General features: G+C 66.4%; 11 protein-coding genes. 6 read left to right on the top strand and 5 right to left on the bottom strand.

The genetic code is table 11. The annotated features are described in order from the left end of the window. Window positions 1-18 precede the first annotated feature (18 nt). The 4 genes from OG394_RS33740 to OG394_RS33725 are packed head-to-tail and all read left to right on the top strand — an operon-like array spanning window position 19 to window position 3,738. Window positions 19-1,290, top strand: a complete 1,272-nt coding sequence (locus OG394_RS33740; protein WP_328991227.1) for an ABC transporter substrate-binding protein — start codon at window positions 19-21, stop codon at window positions 1,288-1,290. Between the two features lie 5 nt (window positions 1,291-1,295). After that, window positions 1,296-2,201, top strand: a complete 906-nt coding sequence (locus tag OG394_RS33735; RefSeq protein ID WP_328991226.1) for a carbohydrate ABC transporter permease — start codon at window positions 1,296-1,298, stop codon at window positions 2,199-2,201. Continuing rightward, entirely contained in the window at window positions 2,198-3,085 is an 888-nt protein-coding gene (locus tag OG394_RS33730) for a carbohydrate ABC transporter permease (protein WP_328991225.1), read from the top strand. Before OG394_RS33735 ends, OG394_RS33730 begins: the two co-directional genes overlap by 4 nt. After that, window positions 3,082-3,738, top strand: coding sequence for a DUF624 domain-containing protein (locus OG394_RS33725; RefSeq protein ID WP_328991224.1), 657 nt, complete (start codon window positions 3,082-3,084; stop codon window positions 3,736-3,738). The genes OG394_RS33730 and OG394_RS33725 overlap by 4 nt, the downstream gene beginning before the upstream one ends. Here OG394_RS33725 and OG394_RS33720 read toward each other — a convergent pair. The 4 genes from OG394_RS33720 to OG394_RS33705 form a co-directional block, all read right to left on the bottom strand. Continuing rightward, a complete protein-coding gene (locus OG394_RS33720) occupies window positions 3,722-4,774 on the bottom strand; it encodes a lipoyl protein ligase domain-containing protein (protein WP_328996895.1) in 1,053 nt (350 codons plus the stop codon). The genes OG394_RS33725 and OG394_RS33720 overlap by 17 nt on opposite strands. A 141-nt stretch (window positions 4,775-4,915) precedes the next feature. Next, on the bottom strand, window positions 4,916-5,758 hold the full coding sequence (locus OG394_RS33715) for an alpha/beta fold hydrolase (protein WP_328991223.1): 843 nt from the start codon (window positions 5,756-5,758) through the stop codon (window positions 4,916-4,918). Between the two features lie 164 nt (window positions 5,759-5,922). Further along, window positions 5,923-6,933, bottom strand: coding sequence for a glycosyl hydrolase family 18 protein (locus tag OG394_RS33710; protein ID WP_328991222.1), 1,011 nt, complete (start codon window positions 6,931-6,933; stop codon window positions 5,923-5,925). A 212-nt stretch (window positions 6,934-7,145) separates the two neighbouring features. Further along, window positions 7,146-10,823, bottom strand: a complete 3,678-nt coding sequence (locus tag OG394_RS33705) for a CARDB domain-containing protein (RefSeq protein ID WP_328991221.1) — start codon at window positions 10,821-10,823, stop codon at window positions 7,146-7,148. A gap of 323 nt (window positions 10,824-11,146) precedes the next feature. Between OG394_RS33705 and OG394_RS33700 the strand changes: the two genes are divergently transcribed. Together OG394_RS33700 and OG394_RS33695 are read left to right on the top strand one after the other, a co-directional pair. Then, window positions 11,147-12,112 carry an ATP-binding cassette domain-containing protein gene (locus OG394_RS33700; protein WP_328991220.1) on the top strand — a complete coding sequence of 322 codons (966 nt, stop codon included), beginning with the start codon at window positions 11,147-11,149 and terminating at the stop codon, window positions 12,110-12,112. Then, a complete protein-coding gene (locus OG394_RS33695; protein WP_328991219.1) occupies window positions 12,112-12,891 on the top strand; it encodes an ABC transporter permease in 780 nt (259 codons plus the stop codon). Before OG394_RS33700 ends, OG394_RS33695 begins: the two co-directional genes overlap by 1 nt. Here OG394_RS33695 and OG394_RS33690 read toward each other — a convergent pair. Beyond that, window positions 12,888-15,941 carry an ATP-binding protein gene (locus OG394_RS33690; protein WP_328991218.1) on the bottom strand — a complete coding sequence of 1,018 codons (3,054 nt, stop codon included), beginning with the start codon at window positions 15,939-15,941 and terminating at the stop codon, window positions 12,888-12,890. The genes OG394_RS33695 and OG394_RS33690 overlap by 4 nt on opposite strands. Window positions 15,942-16,080 lie beyond the last annotated feature (139 nt).

The following is a 16,080-nucleotide window of genomic DNA, read 5'->3' as shown; positions in this document are numbered from 1 at the left end:
AACACAAGGAGTTTCGCCGTGAAGCGACACCTCGTCCCCGCCCTCGCTGCGGCCGCCAGCCTGACCTTGCTGGCCGGTTGCGGCGGTGGCGACACCCCCAGCCAGTCCGCCGATGGCCGGCAGATCCTCAAGGTCGCCCTCTGGAACTACGAGACCACTCCGGAGTTCAAGGCGATCATCGACGGCTTCGAGAAGGCCAACCCCGACATCGACGTACAGCCGGTCGACATCCTGGCCGACGACTACGCCGAGAAGGTCACCACCATGCTGGCCGGCGGCGACACCACCGACGTACTCACGATGAAGAACGTCATCGACTACGCGCGCTTCGGCACCCGCGGTCAGCTGGCCTCGCTGACCGAAGAGGCCAAGCAGCTCGACCCGGTGAAGCAGTCGGGACTGACGTCGTACGAGCTCAGCGGCGAGTACTACGCCTTGCCCTACCGGCAGGACTTCTGGGTGCTCTACTACAACAAGACGCTGCTGAAGCAGGCGGGCGTGCCCGAGTCGAAGCTGCAGAATCTCACCTGGGCCGACTACGCCGCGCTGGGCAAGAGCATGACCAAGGGCACCGGCGCGAGCAAGGTGTACGGCGTGCACCAGCACACCTGGCGATCGGTCGTCGAGGCCGTCGCGGCCGCGCAGACCGGTGGCGACCTGCTCAGTGGCAACTACGGGTTCATGCGCGACCAGTACGCGATGACGCTGGACCTGCAGACCAGTGGCGCGTTGATGCCGTGGGCAACGACCTCGAGCCAGAAGGTCACCTACGACACCATGTTCTCCACCAGCAAGGCCGTGATGATGCCGATGGGCACCTGGTACGGCGCGAGGTTGCTGACGGACAAGGCCGCGGGCAAGCACAAGGTCGACTGGGGCATGGCTCCGCTACCGCAGCGCGAGGCCGGTGGCAAGGTGACCAGCTTCGGTTCGCCGACCGCCTTCGCGGTGAACAAGAAGGCCAAGAACGCCGAGGCGGCGAAGAAGTTCGTCACCTGGGCCGCCGGCACCGACGGCGCGACCGCGGTCGCCAAGGTGGGCGCGACGCCGTCCCTGCAGAGCCAGCAGATCCTCGACACCTACTTCGCCCTGCCCGGTATCCCGAACGACGCGGTGGCGAAGAAGGCCTTCAAGCCGGACCAGGTCGTGCTGGAGATGCCGGTCAGCGACAAGGCCTCGGATATCGACCAGATCCTGACCGAGGAGCACGAGCTGATCATGACCGGTGAGAAGTCCCTGGACGAAGGTCTCACCGAGATGTCCAACCGGGTGAAGTCCGAGGTCGGCTGAGCCCCGTGACCCTCACCGCAACCGGTCCAACGACCGCGGCGGCCCGACGCCGGCACAGCATCAGGGTGGGCTGGAGTTTCATCCTGCCGAACTTCCTCGGCTTCGCCGCCCTGACGCTCGTGCCGGTCCTGGCCTCGCTCGCCCTGTCCTTCCTGGACTGGGATTCCTACAGCACCCCGAAGTGGGTCGGCCTGGCGAACTTCCGCCGGATGATCCACAACGACACCTTCTGGACGGCGTTGCAGAACACCGTGTACTACGCGGTCGGCCATGTGCCGCTCACGTTGTGCGCGGCCCTCGGTTTCGCCGTACTGCTGAACCAGAAGTTGCGGGCGGTGCAGTTCTTCCGGACCGCGCTGTTCTTTCCCTACATCACGTCACTGGTCGCGGTTGCCGTGGTGTGGAACATGCTGCTCAGTCCGGACCTCGGCCCGGTCAACCAGCTGTTGCGGACCATCGGCATCGACAACCCGCCGGGCTGGACGACGTCCACGACCTGGGCGATGCCGGCCGTGATCATGGCCAGCGTCTGGCGCGATCTCGGCTACTACATGATCCTCTACCTGGCCGGACTGCAGACGATTCCGGGCGAGCTGTACGAGGCGGCCAAGGTCGACGGGGCGAACGCCTGGCAGCAATTCCGGCACATCACCGTGCCGTCGTTGCGTCCGACAACGTTCTTCGTGCTGATCATGCTGACCATCTCGAGCTTCAAGGTGTTCGACCTGGTGCAGGTGATGACGGAGGGCGGTCCTGGCCGCGCGACGCTGGTGCTGTCCCAGGTGATCTTCCGCGAGGGCATCACCCAGGGCCGGTTCGGTTACTCGTCGGCGGTCTCGATGGTCCTGTTCGTGATCGTGCTGCTGATCACGGTGATCCAGTTCCGCTTGCAGCGAAGGAGTGAGCGATGACGTTGACCGTCTCTCCGCCGACGCCAGTCGAGGACCCGCCTGTTTTGGAGCACCGGCCGTCACGACAGCGGCCGTCCGTACGACGTGTGCTGGCATACGTGCTGCTGGTGGTGTTGTCGGCGGCGGTGCTGATGCCGTTCGCGTGGATGGTGTCGTCGTCGCTCAAGCTCGACGCCGAGGTGTTCAGCGTCCCGGTCCGGTGGATTCCGGCGGAGTTCCACTGGGACAACTTCACCAAGATCTGGGATCGCATCCCGCTGCTGACGTACTTGCGCAACTCGGTCTTCCTGAGCATCACGATCACGGCCCTGCAGGTATTGACGGGCAGCTTCGCGGCGTACGGCTTCGCCAAGGTGCGTTTCCCCGGCCGCGACGCGTTGTTCCTTGCGTACCTGGCGACGATCGCCGTGCCGTGGCAGGCGTACATGGTGCCGCAGTACATCATCATGCAGAAGGCCGGCCTGGTGAACACGCACCTGTCGTTGATCTTGTTGCAGGCGTTCAGTGCCTTCGGCGTCTTCTTGATGCGGCAGTACTACCTGACGATTCCCGATGAGCTCAGCGAGGCCGCGCGGTTGGACGGGCTCAGCGAATACGGGATCTGGGCGCGAATCATGCTGCCGCTGTCGAAACCGGCGCTGGCCAGCCTTGCGCTACTCACTTTCGTGCATACGTGGAATGACTACATGGGGCCGTTCATTTACTTGACGGACAACAAGTTGTGGACGATTCAGTTGGGCCTGCGGTCGTTTGTCGGTTTATACGATGCGGAGTACGCGATGATCATGACGGGCTCGGTTTTGTCGGTGCTGCCGATTCTGGTGATCTTCTTGCTCGGGCAGAAGTACTTCGTGCAAGGCATCGCCACCAGTGGAATGAAATGAACCGCTTGCTGACGCTCGACACCTGGGAACTGCTTTGGTCGTTCATCCATCGGGTCCTGGTAGTGAATCTTGGGCTCGTGGTAGGGTCACTTCCGCTGCTTTTCGGGTTGCTCACGGTCGCCGAGCCGTGGCGTTATCCCGTCTTCTTTGGGATTCTCGTGGTGCTCGCGGGGCCGGCGGTTGCTGCGGCTTTTGCGTATCTGGGAGACGACGATTCCCGGCCTCCGGTGCGGTTGTTCGTCGCGGCCTATCGGGCGCATTGGCGTCGTGCGCTGGCGATCTCGGCGGTGGTGACCGGGTTGGTCGGGGTGCTGCTGGCTGACATCGCGATGCTGTACGACGCGATGCCGGGTGCGGCGCTCGTCCCGCTCTTAGTCGTGTTGGTGGTCTTGCTGGTGTCGGCCGGGTCTTGTGCGCTCGCACTGCTTTCGGGCTCTGCTCTTGACCTGTTTTCGGTGGCACGAGTCGCCGTCTATGCGGCGGTTCGCGGCTGGCCGTGGAGTCTGGTCAGCCTGGTCGTCGGCGCGGTCGCACTGGTCCTGGTCAACCAGGCTCCGCTGCTGGGCCTGACCACCGTGCCAGGTTGTGCCGCGTGGGTGATGCTCATCAACGCGCGCTTCCAACTCGGGGCGTCCGTCAGGGCACCCGCGTGAGCCACTCTTCGGTGCCGAATTTTGTGAGCACGCGCTGCTGGGCCTCGGCAACCGTCTCGTCGCCGATCTTGCCTTCAGCCAGGCCGTAGCGTTCCTTGAACGAACCAGCCATCCGGTCGATGACGGCTCCGCGCTCGAGCCCGGTCTGACTGCGCAGCGGGTCGACCCGTTTGTTGGCGCTGGTGGTGCCCTTGTCGGAGAGCTTCTCGCGCCCGATGCGCAGCACCTCGACCATCTTCGCGGCGTCCATGTCGTACGCCATCGTCACGTGATGCAGCAGCGCGCCGCCCGCGAACCGCTTCTGCGCGGCGCCGGCGATCTTGCCCGCGGGCGAGGTGATGTCGTTGATCGGCTGGTATGTCGCCGCGATGCCGAGTTCGTTCAGCGCGCCGATGACCCAGTCGTCGAGGAACGCGTACGACTCCACGAACGAGAGGCCGGAGACGAGCGACTCGGGCACGTAGAGGGAGTACGTGATGGTGTTGCCGGGCTCGACGAACATCGCACCGCCACCGCTGATCCGCCGTACGACCGTGACGTTGTGCTTGGCTGCGCCTTCCAGGTCGACCTCGTTGCGGAGCGACTGGAAGCTGCCGACGATGACCGCGTTTGACGCCCACTCCCAGACGCGCAGGGTCGGCGGCCGCTCCCCGTTGCCGACCTCTTCGGCCAGCACCTCGTCGAGCGCCATCTGCAACGCCGGTTCACGCGGTACGTCGTGCACGAACTCCCACTGGTGGTCGTGCCAGCCGGTCGCGCCGGTCAACGCACGTCGTACGGCGACCGCGACGGCCTCCGGCGAGAACCCGATCATCTCGACGCCATCCCCCAGCGCCGCCCGGACCCGGGCCGCCACCTGGGCCGTCGATGCCTCGATCGGCAGGCCTGCCAGTGCTCCGTTGATCCGCTCGAGCGCGTCGTCTGGTTCGAGGAAGAAGTCGCCGCTGATCTGCGCGCGCTTGATCCGAACCCCTTCGCTCACATCAACGTCCGCAACCACCAACTTGCCACCAGGCACCTTGTACTCACCATGCATACCCGCCACAACCGCCCGCCTCCCTTGTTTATGCCGCATAAACAAGGGGGACCTATCCGAGTTCGAGGCTGGTGATGCCGTAGGGCAGGTCGACGTCCGAGGTCGGGCCCACGAAAGGCAACAAAATAAGACTATTCGCGGTCAATCCTTCAGGAAGGGTGCGACTGTCGCGACGAAGTGGTCGGGATCGTCCAGCCACGGCATGTGCCCGGCTCCCGGTTGTACGGCGAACTCGGCGTTCGGGAACAGCCCGGCGTACTCGGCGATCACGCGCGGCGGAGCGCCGGGATCAACCTCGCCGGCGAGTACCAGCACGGGCCGGGAGAACGTCGCGAGCGCCGTACGAGTTGAGTCCGGATCGAAGGCGCCTTCGCCTGCGTACGCCGCCGCGGCCTCGTTGTTCCGCTGACCGTCCTCGGCCGCCTGGTGCGCCTGCGCCGCCACATCCCAGCGGCCGTACGAGAACGGCGCGATGGCCGCCCAGCTCTCCCCCGTGGCGTTGCCGGCGATGATCTGCTGCAAAGCCTCGAACGCCGGGCCGAACCACGGCTCGTCCTGCCGGAGCCGCGTGACCTCGAGCCGGTCGTCGCCGGTGACCTGGAGCCCGACGGCGAAAACGCTAGGCGTGATCAGCAGGAGCTTGCCGACTCGTTCCGGATAGCGGCCGATATACAACGCAGCCAGATTCGCGCCGGCGGAATGCCCAAGCAGGTCCACCCGGTCGAGGCCGAGGTGCTCGCGCAATGCCTCAACGTCATCGACCTGTTCGTCGCAGCGGTAGGTGGTGACGTCCGCGAAAATCGCCGAATCGCCGGTTCCGCGCAGGTCCAGCAAAACCAATTGCCGGTGTTTCGAAAGGCCGCCGAGTTCGCCGAGATAGACGGAGGCCTGCATTGGTCCACCGGGGAGGCAGATCAGCGGTTCACCTTCGCCTATTACGTGATAGGCGAGCTCAGCACCGTCAGGCGCGGAAAAGGTCGGCATGGCGCACACCATCGCAGCGGCCCCTACCCAGCACAACCCAATTTGCCCCTGGTCTTCTTCTTCCTGCCGCGAGTGGTCACATCTGGTCCGCACGGTCGACGCGGCTGAGTTGCTGCCCGGATCAGACGCGACCACTCGCGGCAGGAAGGGAGGTTGGCGAGTGATTAGCTCTGGTTGGTGCACCAGCCGTCTATGTACGCCGCCCAGTGGGCTGGGGTGGCGGTGAAGTCGACGTACAAGGCGAGGCCGAAGGATTGGCGTCCGGGCGCGTTCCGGTCGAGGCCGAGGCGTGCGCCGCGGACGGCCGCCTCGACCGTTTCGGCCGAACCACGGTGGCCGACGGCGTCCTTCCAATACGCGGGTAAGCCCATCAGGAGGTCTACGTCATCGCCGGTCACTTCCAGGGCAAGGGCGGTCTGGCGCGCGACGAATCCGCCGTACAGGGACTCGATCGGCATGGCCGTGTCGTATGACATGACGGCGACCTGGTCGACCCGGCGCGCGGTCTCGGCGAAGTACGCCTGGGACCAGTATTTCCCCTGCCCGGCAAGGGCGATCCCGACCCGATGGACGGCCGGCAACGGGTCGATTTGCGGCGTCGCGATGGACAGCAACTTCTGCCGCGATTCGGTCAGCGCGCGTACGTCGTCCAGCACCGCGAGGAACCCGCGCGACCCCGACCGCACCGGCTCGAAGTCGAAGTGGATCCCGTCGAAACCAAGATCCAGCACCTGCGCGGACGAAGCGGCGACACGAGCACGAGCCGCTGGATCCTCCAGGTCGAGCGCCGGCCGCTTCTCCGGCGCGACCACATCCCCCAACCAGGCCTGAACCCGCACCTTCGGCATCACCCGATGTACGGCATCCACGAACCACCGCGCACGCGGATGGACCTTCGCCGGCACCGTGCCGTCATGCTCGAGCGGCCCGGTATGCACGTACAAATCCCGCATCCCCGTGCCATCCAACTGCTTGGCCAATTCGGCGACATCCGCGTCCGTCTTCCGCCCATCAACCCACGCATGCCCCAACCAAACCGCATCCCGCCCTCTGGTCCGCGCCTCCCCCGATACCTCCCCGGCGTACTCCATCCGCAGCTCAAGCGCCACGATCCCCGGCAACATCACCAGGAACGCCAACACCCCGACCAGCCCCAACCGAATCCGCCGCTTCACCACACCCCCTCGACCCGGCAGCCTAACCTCCGCAGGGGCCCCCTTCTTTTGCGTTCATTCGTCGGAATCCGCCCTCTCAGCGCCGCGGCGAAGCACCTGTCCGCGGTGGCAAGAGGGCGGATTCCGACGAATGAACGCAAAAGAAGACGAGGAAGGCCTCCTGGCGGGCGGGACCAGGAGGCCTTCGGGTGGGTGGGCGGACGCCCGTGGGATTAGTTGCCGGTGATGGTGAAGGTCGAACCTGGCTGGATGAGGATGTTGCCGTCTGCCGAGTTGGTGATGGTGACGTTGGAGAGGATGGCGTTGCCGCGGGCGCCGCCCATGGCGAGGATGCCGGCGCCGTTGTTGGACTTGTCGATGCGGACGTTGGTGATCCGTACGTCGGGCATGGTGCCGCCGCCGGTCTTGAACTGGATGCCGTCGTAGGTGGAGTCGTGGATGTCGGTGTCGCGGATGGTTACGCCGGGGATGGGCAGGTTCGACGGGAAGAGGGTGATCGCGCCGAACTCCTGGTCCTCGTTCCAGAACGCGCCGCCGGTGCGGTAGAGCCCGTTGTTGGCGATCAGCGTGGTGCCGGAGAAGGGCAGCGGGTCGTGGTCCGTGGCGAGCATGATGGCCGGGTAGTTCATCGTGTCGTAGACAAGGTTGTTCTCGATCTTGTTGCCGTAGCCGCCGTAGATCGCGATGCCGTTCGCACGCCACGGCAGCTGGATCGTGTTGTTCACAAAGGAATTGTCGTGACCGATATCGACCGACTGGTCCTTCACGTACTTGTTCGCCCAGACCGCCAGCGCGTCATCACCGGTAGTGCGGAATGACGAGTTGAAGACCTTGGAATTACGCGACCCATTGGAGAAGTTGACCCCGTCCGCGTAGGTGTTGCGGATCCGCATCCCAGTGAATTCGAGGCCGTCGGCCGGTCCCCACAATTCCGGGATGTTGTCGTAGTCGCGACCGACCCAGGCGCCGACATTCGCGTGCTCGATCCAGACGTTGGTGATCTTGGTGTTGGTACCGAATCGCCCGTTCAGGCCGACACCACCTTCGGCATTGCCGTCACCACCGCGAATCCGGCCGGAACCGAAGATCGCGATATCGGAGATCTGCGTGTTCTTGTCGATGTCAAAGCCGAAGTTGCCCTCATGCGGGTGGTTGATTCCGCCCTGGGCGTTCTGCGGTTCGGTCAACGTGTACAGCTGGGAATGCCACATCCCGGCACCGCGAATGGTGACGTTGCTGATGCCGACCTGGTTGAACTGGCCGCGGTTCAACGGGTCGTCGGTAAGGATCTTCTTCTCCTGCCGCCATTGACCGGCCGGGATCCAGACACAACCGATGACACCGTTCTGGTCGTCGGTGACCGCGCGCTGCAGAGCATCGGTGTCGTCGAGACCATCGTTCGGCACCGCGCCGTACGACGTGATCGACGTACATCCGGACGGCTGCGACGAGGCGGGCGCCACCTGCTCGAGATCGACCAGGTCGATGATGTAGAACGACGCCGTGTCGCCCGCGTCGCGCTGCAACTTGAACTTCGTGCCCGGCGGGTACGACGCGGACAGCAGCGCGTGCGACTCGTCGAACAGCCGTCGGGCATCACCCTGCGGGGTGTTCGTCAGCGCCTCGGGACCATCGCTCGTGCCGTAGAGCCAGCTGTGCTTCGAGGACAACGTCAGCTTCTGCGCGAAGGTGCCGTTGACGTAGAGGCTGATGGTCGCGTCGATACCGCCACCACCCGGGGCGTCGGGGATCGAGTTCCGTACGACGATCGAGTTGGACTGGTTCGTCGAGGTGAACTCCACGAACTGGCCCGTCGAGTTCAGCCGGACCGACTGCCGGCCGGACGACTCGGTGGCGAAGTTGGTATGCCCGAACGTGCGCAGCGGGTCGGTCACCAGCAGCGTGCCCTGGTAGTTGGCCGCTTCCGCCTCGTACTCGACGTACGGCACGGCGGCACCGCGTCCGACCACGATCGACTGCGAGTAGACGTTGTTCGTTTCGTTGGTCTCGGCAACGACATTGGTCGCGTCGGCCGTCGCCGTAATCGTGGCACCGCCGTTGGTGGCGGTCCAGGTTCCACTGATCGGCACGGTTGCCGTTGCGCCGGCGGCGATCGAGGCGGTGTTGCCGGTCAGCGTCGTACCGCCGACCACCACGCGGGTGACCGAGGCGGCGCTGGCGGACGTACCACGGTTGTTGACGGTCACGCTGAAGCTGACCGGCGTCCCGACGGCAGGGTTCGCCGGGTTGGAGGCAACGCCCAGGACCTGGAGGTCAGGACCCGGCGCTTGCGCGACCACAAGTTGAGTAGGCGCCGTGTAGCTGTTGTTGTCGTTGTTTTGTTCGACAATCGTGTTGGTGGGATCCACGACAGAGGTGACGGTGTAGCTGCCCTCTGCCCGCGTTCCGGCGTTGACCGAGACGGTGGTCGAGGCGCCCGCGTTCAACGCACCCACCTGAGCGGTGCCGACGACCACGCCGGCGAGGCTGACGTTGACCGAGGTCGCGCCGGCCGCCGCCGAACCGATGTTCTGGACCGTCGCCGACAGCGTGATCGGGCTGGTCTCACTCGGCGATGACGGCGTCCAGGTGGTCGACGTGATCACCAGGTCCGGGTTGGGCGCAGGTGTGCCGACGACCTGCAGATCGGCGACCTGGCCGCCCGGCGCACCGGTGTTGCTGAAGAACTGCAGCCGTACGTCGGCCGTGCGCCCGCTGACCGGAATCGTGACCGAGTTCCCGCCAGACGCCGGGTTGAAGACGTAATCCGCCCGCGCCCGCAACGACGTGTACGAGGTCGAACCCTGATCGCGGCCGAGGACCTCGATGCTCTGCGTACGCGTTCCCCAGATCGGGTCCGGGTTGAGCTTCACCACGACGGACGTGATGTCGGCATTGGAACCGAGCTTGACCGTCAACGTCGCCGGGAAGCCGTTCGATTCCCAATAACTAGTGCCACTGGGGTCGTTCGCGTTGGTCGCGACGAAGCTGTGCACGTGCGAGGAGGCCTCGATCGGCTTGCCCGCGGCGAGGTTGGCGCCACCACCCTCACCGTTCCGCACCACTCGGTTGCTGTCGCCGGACTCGTTGCCGGCGGCATCACGCGCGCGGACGACGTACTCGACAGTGGCCGTTGTCGGCTGGCTGTCGGTGTACGTGAGGACGTTGCCCGCGACCGTGGTGATGGGCGTGCCGTTGCGGTGTACGACGTACCCGGTGACCCCGACGTTGTCCGTCGACGCCGACCAGGCGAGCCGGATCTGCCCGGACGCCGGTTCGGTCAGCGCGAGGTTCCCGGGGGCGGTGGGCGCCTGCGTGTCGCCGCCGCCCGAGTCCGGCCCGAACAGGTCGAACTCGGAGACCTGGGCGGCGGGCCACTCGGTATTGGCCGTGACGTTCAGCCGGACGTACCGCGTAGTCGTCTCCGGGAACGAGATGGTGACGGTATTACCGCCGGCCTGGGTGAACGCATGCCCGGCCGACGCCACGATGTCGGTGAACGTCGAGCCGTTCGTACTGCCGCGGACCGACAGCGTTTGCGTACGCGCACCCCACGACGACGGCAGCTTCAGCACGACCCGGTTGACCTTCACGGATGCGCCGAGATCGGCCTGGATCCACTGAGGGAACGCGTTGTTGTTGCTCTCCCAGTACGACGCCTGGTTGCCGTCGGCGCTATTGCCCACGGGATACCCGCCCAATGCGCTACTCGCCGACACGGTCTTCGCCAGGGCCACATCGGCGGCCACCGCCTGCGTCCCAAAAGTCTCGATCACCCGTGCGGTGGCAATGGCCGGCATGATCGCGCTCCCGGCCGCGAGCAAGGCCGCCGCGAGCAGGCCGGTGATCGCCCGCCATCTGGGCTGCGTCCGTTTCAGGGTCCGTTTCATGTGTCCTCAGTTCTGCTGGTCGTGGGGGCGGGCGTGACGCGACCGCCGCAGCTTCAGGGCACGTCTGCCCCGAACCTGCAGGGTGGTCTACGTAAGTTGCGTGAATTTGCCAACTTCTTGCGAGCCAGGGGACAAAGGTTGCAGCTCGTCACTCATTCGTCAACGGTTCGCTACACCCCCGACACCTCCACAGGGGCGTGAAACCAGCTGAAGCCCGGTGAAACCACGGTGATGCCGTCGTAAAACCGGCCGGCCGCAATCTCTTCTCAGACGCAAACAGTGGAAGCAAACAGCGAGAACCACACCGAAGAGATGAGGGAGCAATGACCAGCTCAAATCGCCCGGCCATCGCGGCCACCGGGCTGCGAAAGGCCTACGGCGACAAGGTCGTGCTGGACGGCATCGACCTGAACGTCGCCGAAGGCACGATCTTCGCGCTGCTCGGGCCGAACGGCGCCGGTAAGACCACGGCCGTCCAGATCCTCACCACCTACATCACCGCGGACGGCGGCGCGGTCGAGGTCGCCGGCCACAAGGTGACCGAGCAGCCCGACGCGGTGCGTGCCGCGATCGGTGTCACCGGACAGTTCTCCGCGGTCGACGGCCTGCTGACCGGCGAGGAGAACCTGATCCTGATGGCCGATCTGCACCACCTTCCCAAGAAGGAAGGCCGCCGCCTGGCCAAGGAACTGCTGGCGAAGTTCGACCTGGTCGAGGCCGGCAAGAAGCCCGCGTCGACGTACTCCGGCGGTATGAAGCGGCGGCTCGACCTCGCGATGAGCCTGGTCGGCAACCCGCGCATCATCTTCCTCGACGAGCCGACGACCGGACTGGACCCGCGCAGCCGGCAGACCGTCTGGGAGATCATCCGGGGGCTCGTCGCCGAGGGCGTGACGATCTTCCTGACCACGCAGTACTTGGAAGAGGCCGATCGCCTCGCCGACCGGATCGCCGTACTCGATGGCGGCAAGCTGGTCGCCCAGGGCACGGCCGACGAGTTGAAGCGGCTCGTTCCCGGTGGGCACGTCCGGCTTCAGTTCGCTACGGCGGAAGAGCTCGACCTGGCCGTCCGGTATCTCGACGAGACCATGCCGGATCCCGAGTCGCTCAGCTTGCGCGTCCCGAACGACGGCACCGTGCACTCGCTGCGCGCCCTGCTCGCCCGGCTCGACGACGCCTCGCTCGAGGTCGAGTCGCTGTCAGTGCACACCCCCGACCTTGACGACGTGTTCTTCGCCGTCACCGGCGCTCAGAACACCACCACCGCGACTGAGGAAGCGACGATCTGATGAGCTCACTGACCCTTGCCCTCACCGATTCCGCCACCATGCTGCGCCGCAACCTGTTGCACGCGGCCCGCTATCCCGGCCTCAGCCTCGGCTCACTCGGTATGCCGGTCATCATGCTGCTGCTGTTCGTCTACGTCTTCGGCGGCGCGATCGGCCCGGCCGCGGCCGGCGGCGGCGAGTACATCGACTACCTCGTGCCCGGCATCCTGCTGATGGCGGTAGCGGCCGGCTCGATCTCGACCGCCGTCGCGGTGTGCACCGACATGACCGAGGGCATCATCGCCCGGTTCCGCACGATGGCGATCTTCCGGCCGTCGGTCCTCACCGGGCATGTCATCGGCAGCATGATCCTGACCATGGGCAGCCTCGTGCTGGTCGTCGGGGTCGGCCTACTGATGGGCTTCCGGCCGAACGCGAGCTTCGGCGACTGGCTCGGCGCCGCCGCCATCCTCGCCGCGATCACGTTCGCCTTCACCTGGCTGGCCGTCGCGATGGGCCTGGTCAGCCAGACCCCCGAGGCCGCTAGCAACGTCGTTCTGCCGCTGCAGTTCCTGCCCTTCCTGAGCAGCACGTTCGTCCCGGTGGACTCGATGCCGAGCGGCCTGCGCTGGTTCGCCGAGTACCAGCCGTTCACCCCGATCACGGAGACGATCCGCGGTCTGCTGATGGGCACGCCGATCGGCAACCAGTGGATCTACAGCATCATCTGGTGCGCGGTCATCACGGTCATCGGCTACCTCTGGTCCCGCGCCGCCTACCGCAAGGACCCGTCACGCTAAATGTCCCGGTCTCTAAGCGCCGCCAGCGCGGCAGCCCGCAACTCCCCGCGCCCCAGGCCGGCGTACGACGACTCCCAGTCGACGTACGTCGGCCTGCCGGCTGTTTCGGCCTTTTCGGCGGTTACACGAGCTTGTACGGCGGACATGGTCGGCTGGAAGTTCCGCAAGAAGCGCAGTCGCGAAGCCAACGCGATCAGCCGCACGCCCGAGGCCGTCGCACCTCGATCGAGGTCGACCATCCCGAGCGCGAGCAGCATCGAACCACAAACCGGGAACTCCATCATCGACACCGGTTTGGCCACCGGATCGTTCAGCAGCAGCGACACCTTGGCCGGCAATTCGGCGACGACGTCCGCCACCTCGTCCAACCGCCCGTGCTGGGCATGCGCGACCACGGCCGCGGCCTGCACCTCCAGCACCCAAGGGTCCATCGTCGGATCGACGATCAGGTCGAACGCCGGATTGTCCTGGTTGTCGGTCCGTACGGCCTGCCGCCACAACGCCAGCCCGTCGTCGATCTGCCCACGGCACAAGGCGATCTCGGCCCGGATCCCCAGATCGGGAATCGCGACCGCCTCGCCGTCCCACGTCCCCGCGGAATGCGCCAGCAGCCGCTCGGTCTCGTCGGCATCACCCGTCTGCAGCGCGGCCAGCACTAGGCCCCACCGAAGCTGGAACTCCATCATCTCGGCCGGTTCGCCGATCACGCCCAGCTCGGCCTGCGCCGCCAGCATGTGCTGCCGCGCCTCGGCCCCTCGTTCCACCTGCAGGCACAACTCGCTGATCCGCAGGTGCGCCATCAGCCGCATCCACGGCGTACGCGAACCGGCGAACGCGTCGTGCATGCGCTGCGCGGCCGTCATCGCGTTGTCGAGATCGCCTTCGACCTCGGCGAGATAGCCCGCGACGGCGTTCGCGACTCCGGCCAGTAGCGGCTCGGCGCTGTCGCGGAACTCCCGCAATACAAGGGGAAAACGCTCAGCCGACTCGTACGCCGTACCGGCCATCACGGCGACCGCGCGCATGATCGTGTCGGGCGGCGCCGCCGGTAGACGCTTTAAGCCAACCAGCGCACGCGTCGCGACCGCGCCTTGGACCAGGAAGACGCCCGACGCGGCCAGCGCCAGTGCCGTACGCGTGACCTCGACGTACTCCGGCTCCGGTCGGTAGTGCACCAGGGTCCACTCGGTGTCCTGTACGAGCGTCGCCATCCGGGTGTGGTTGAACTCGAGGTTCCACAGGCTCCCGAGTACGGCGGCGACGGACGCGATGGTGGCGCGATCGTCGTCCGCGATGGCCCAACGCAGGGCGTGCACGAGGTTGTCCTGGTCGGCGCGGACCTTCTGAATGGCCGGGCCTGGGTTCACCTCGTAGAGCTGGGTGTGGTGGACAGTGCCGAATTCCCTTGCCCAGGAAAGGAATCGGGGCCGCGCGTCGTCATCGGCCGGGCGATGCGCCGTACTGAACTCGCGCACCGTCTCCAGCATCCGGAACCTCAACCCCGCTGGAGTATCGGTTGCCTTGAGCAATGACTGGTCGGCCAGATGCTCGAGGATCTCCAGGGCGTCGTCGTCGATCAGGTGCTCGGCGGCCGACGCCGTGAACCCGCCAGGGAAGATCGACAGCCGTACGAGTGCGGTTCGCCCGGCTGGTTCGAGCAGGTTCCAGCTCCAGTCGACCACGGCGTACAACGTCTGATGCCGTTCGGGTTTGTCCCGCGCAGCCCCACGCAACAAGGCGAAACGGTCTTCGAGCCGACGGGCGATCTCCGCGACCTGGAGCACCCGGACGCGCGCGGCCGCGAGCTCGACCGCCAACGGCAATCCGTCCAGCTGACGGCACAGCTCCGCCACGGCATCGGCGGGCAGCTCGGCATTCGGCCGGGCCGCCCGGGCGCGTTGAACGAACAACTCGATGGACGTCGGGAGGTCGAGCTCCGGCAACAGGTAGACCGCCTCCGACGAGAGGTCCAGCGGAGCGCGCGTGGTGGTGAGGATGCGAAGGTCCTGCGTCATCGCGACCAGCGCCTGCACGAGATCGGCGACACCACGGACGACCTGCTCGCAGTTGTCCAGCACAAGCAGCACCGGCCCGGCCCCGAGAGCGCCGATGATCCCGACCAGCTGATCCGCCGTACGCAGGCTCTCCCCGACGCCGAACGCCGAAGCGACTTCGCCGGTGACGTCCTCGTCGGTCTTGACGCCGGCCAGGCTGATGAAGTGGACCGAACGCTGCTCCGCCTGCCGGCTCACCACCTGCGCGAGCCGGGTCTTGCCAAGGCCGCCCGGTCCCACGATCGAGGTGACTCGCGACGAGTGGATGAGGCCCGTCACGGCCGCGATGTCGGCGTCGCGACCGAGCAGGGCGTTCGGCTCATGCGGTACGCCGTGGCGCACGGCCGGGGCGTCGTCCTGGAGGAGGTCGCGGTAGAACGCCTGCAATCCCGCGCCCGGGTCGGTCCCGAGCTCGTCGCGGAGGTCCCGCCGGTAGGCGTCGTACCGCGCGAGCGCCGCGGATGGCCCAGCCGTGGCGGCCTCGCTTTTGAGGAGCTCGAGCAGGAGTTCCTCGTCGCGTGGGTACTCCGTGGTGAGCGGGGTCAACGCCTCGATCGCCTCGGCCCGCCGCCCGAGCCTTCCGAGCGCGAGCGCTCTTGCCTTGACCAACGAGTGGTACGTCGAAGCCCGCGCCGCGCGGAGGACTGAGAGCGGATCGTCGCCGGGTTCGTCGGTGGCGACGCCGTCTTCCCAGTAGGCGAGCCCGGTTTCGGCATGGCCGAGCGCGGCCGCGTGGTCACCAGTGCGGGCGCTTTGCGCGCAGGCGTTGGCGCTTTGGAGGACGGCTGACGTGTCGACCTGGTCGTCGGTGAGCGCTAGCCGGTAGCCGGTCGGGGTGCTCGCGATGAGGTCGGCGCCGAACTGCGAACGAGCACGCGAGACGAGGACCTGAACCGCCTTGGTCGGGTTCTCCGGCTGCTCCTCCGGCCAAAGCCCCTCCACCAACCGCCCCGTACTGCACCCCGCCCGCAAGTCCCCCGCCAGCAGCGCCAACAACCCCCGCAACCGAGCCCCGGCAACCACCTGCCCCCGACACACCCCCCGCCCCAACAACCTCAACTCACTCACCCCCGCACCCTACGTCCCCACCACGCCAACACCGCCAACCCCTCGCACGCCAACACCGGCAGACGCC

This window comes from Kribbella sp. NBC_01245, assembly GCF_036226525.1.
In the GTDB taxonomy this organism is placed as follows: domain Bacteria; phylum Actinomycetota; class Actinomycetes; order Propionibacteriales; family Kribbellaceae; genus Kribbella.
The sequence above is the reverse complement of the archived record's forward strand: the minus strand, read 5'-3'. Positions and strand labels throughout refer to the sequence as shown.

Coding starts and splice junctions, on each gene's coding strand:
- OG394_RS33730 (WP_328991225.1), top strand. CDS start 2,198: ATGACGTTGACCGTCTCTCCGCCGACGCCAGTCGAGGACCCGCCTGTT.
- OG394_RS33695 (WP_328991219.1), top strand. CDS start 12,112: ATGAGCTCACTGACCCTTGCCCTCACCGATTCCGCCACCATGCTGCGC.
- OG394_RS33725 (WP_328991224.1), top strand. CDS start 3,082: ATGAACCGCTTGCTGACGCTCGACACCTGGGAACTGCTTTGGTCGTTC.
- OG394_RS33700 (WP_328991220.1), top strand. CDS start 11,147: ATGACCAGCTCAAATCGCCCGGCCATCGCGGCCACCGGGCTGCGAAAG.
- OG394_RS33720 (WP_328996895.1), bottom strand. CDS start 4,774: ATGCATGGTGAGTACAAGGTGCCTGGTGGCAAGTTGGTGGTTGCGGAC.
- OG394_RS33705 (WP_328991221.1), bottom strand. CDS start 10,823: ATGAAACGGACCCTGAAACGGACGCAGCCCAGATGGCGGGCGATCACC.
- OG394_RS33715 (WP_328991223.1), bottom strand. CDS start 5,758: ATGCCGACCTTTTCCGCGCCTGACGGTGCTGAGCTCGCCTATCACGTA.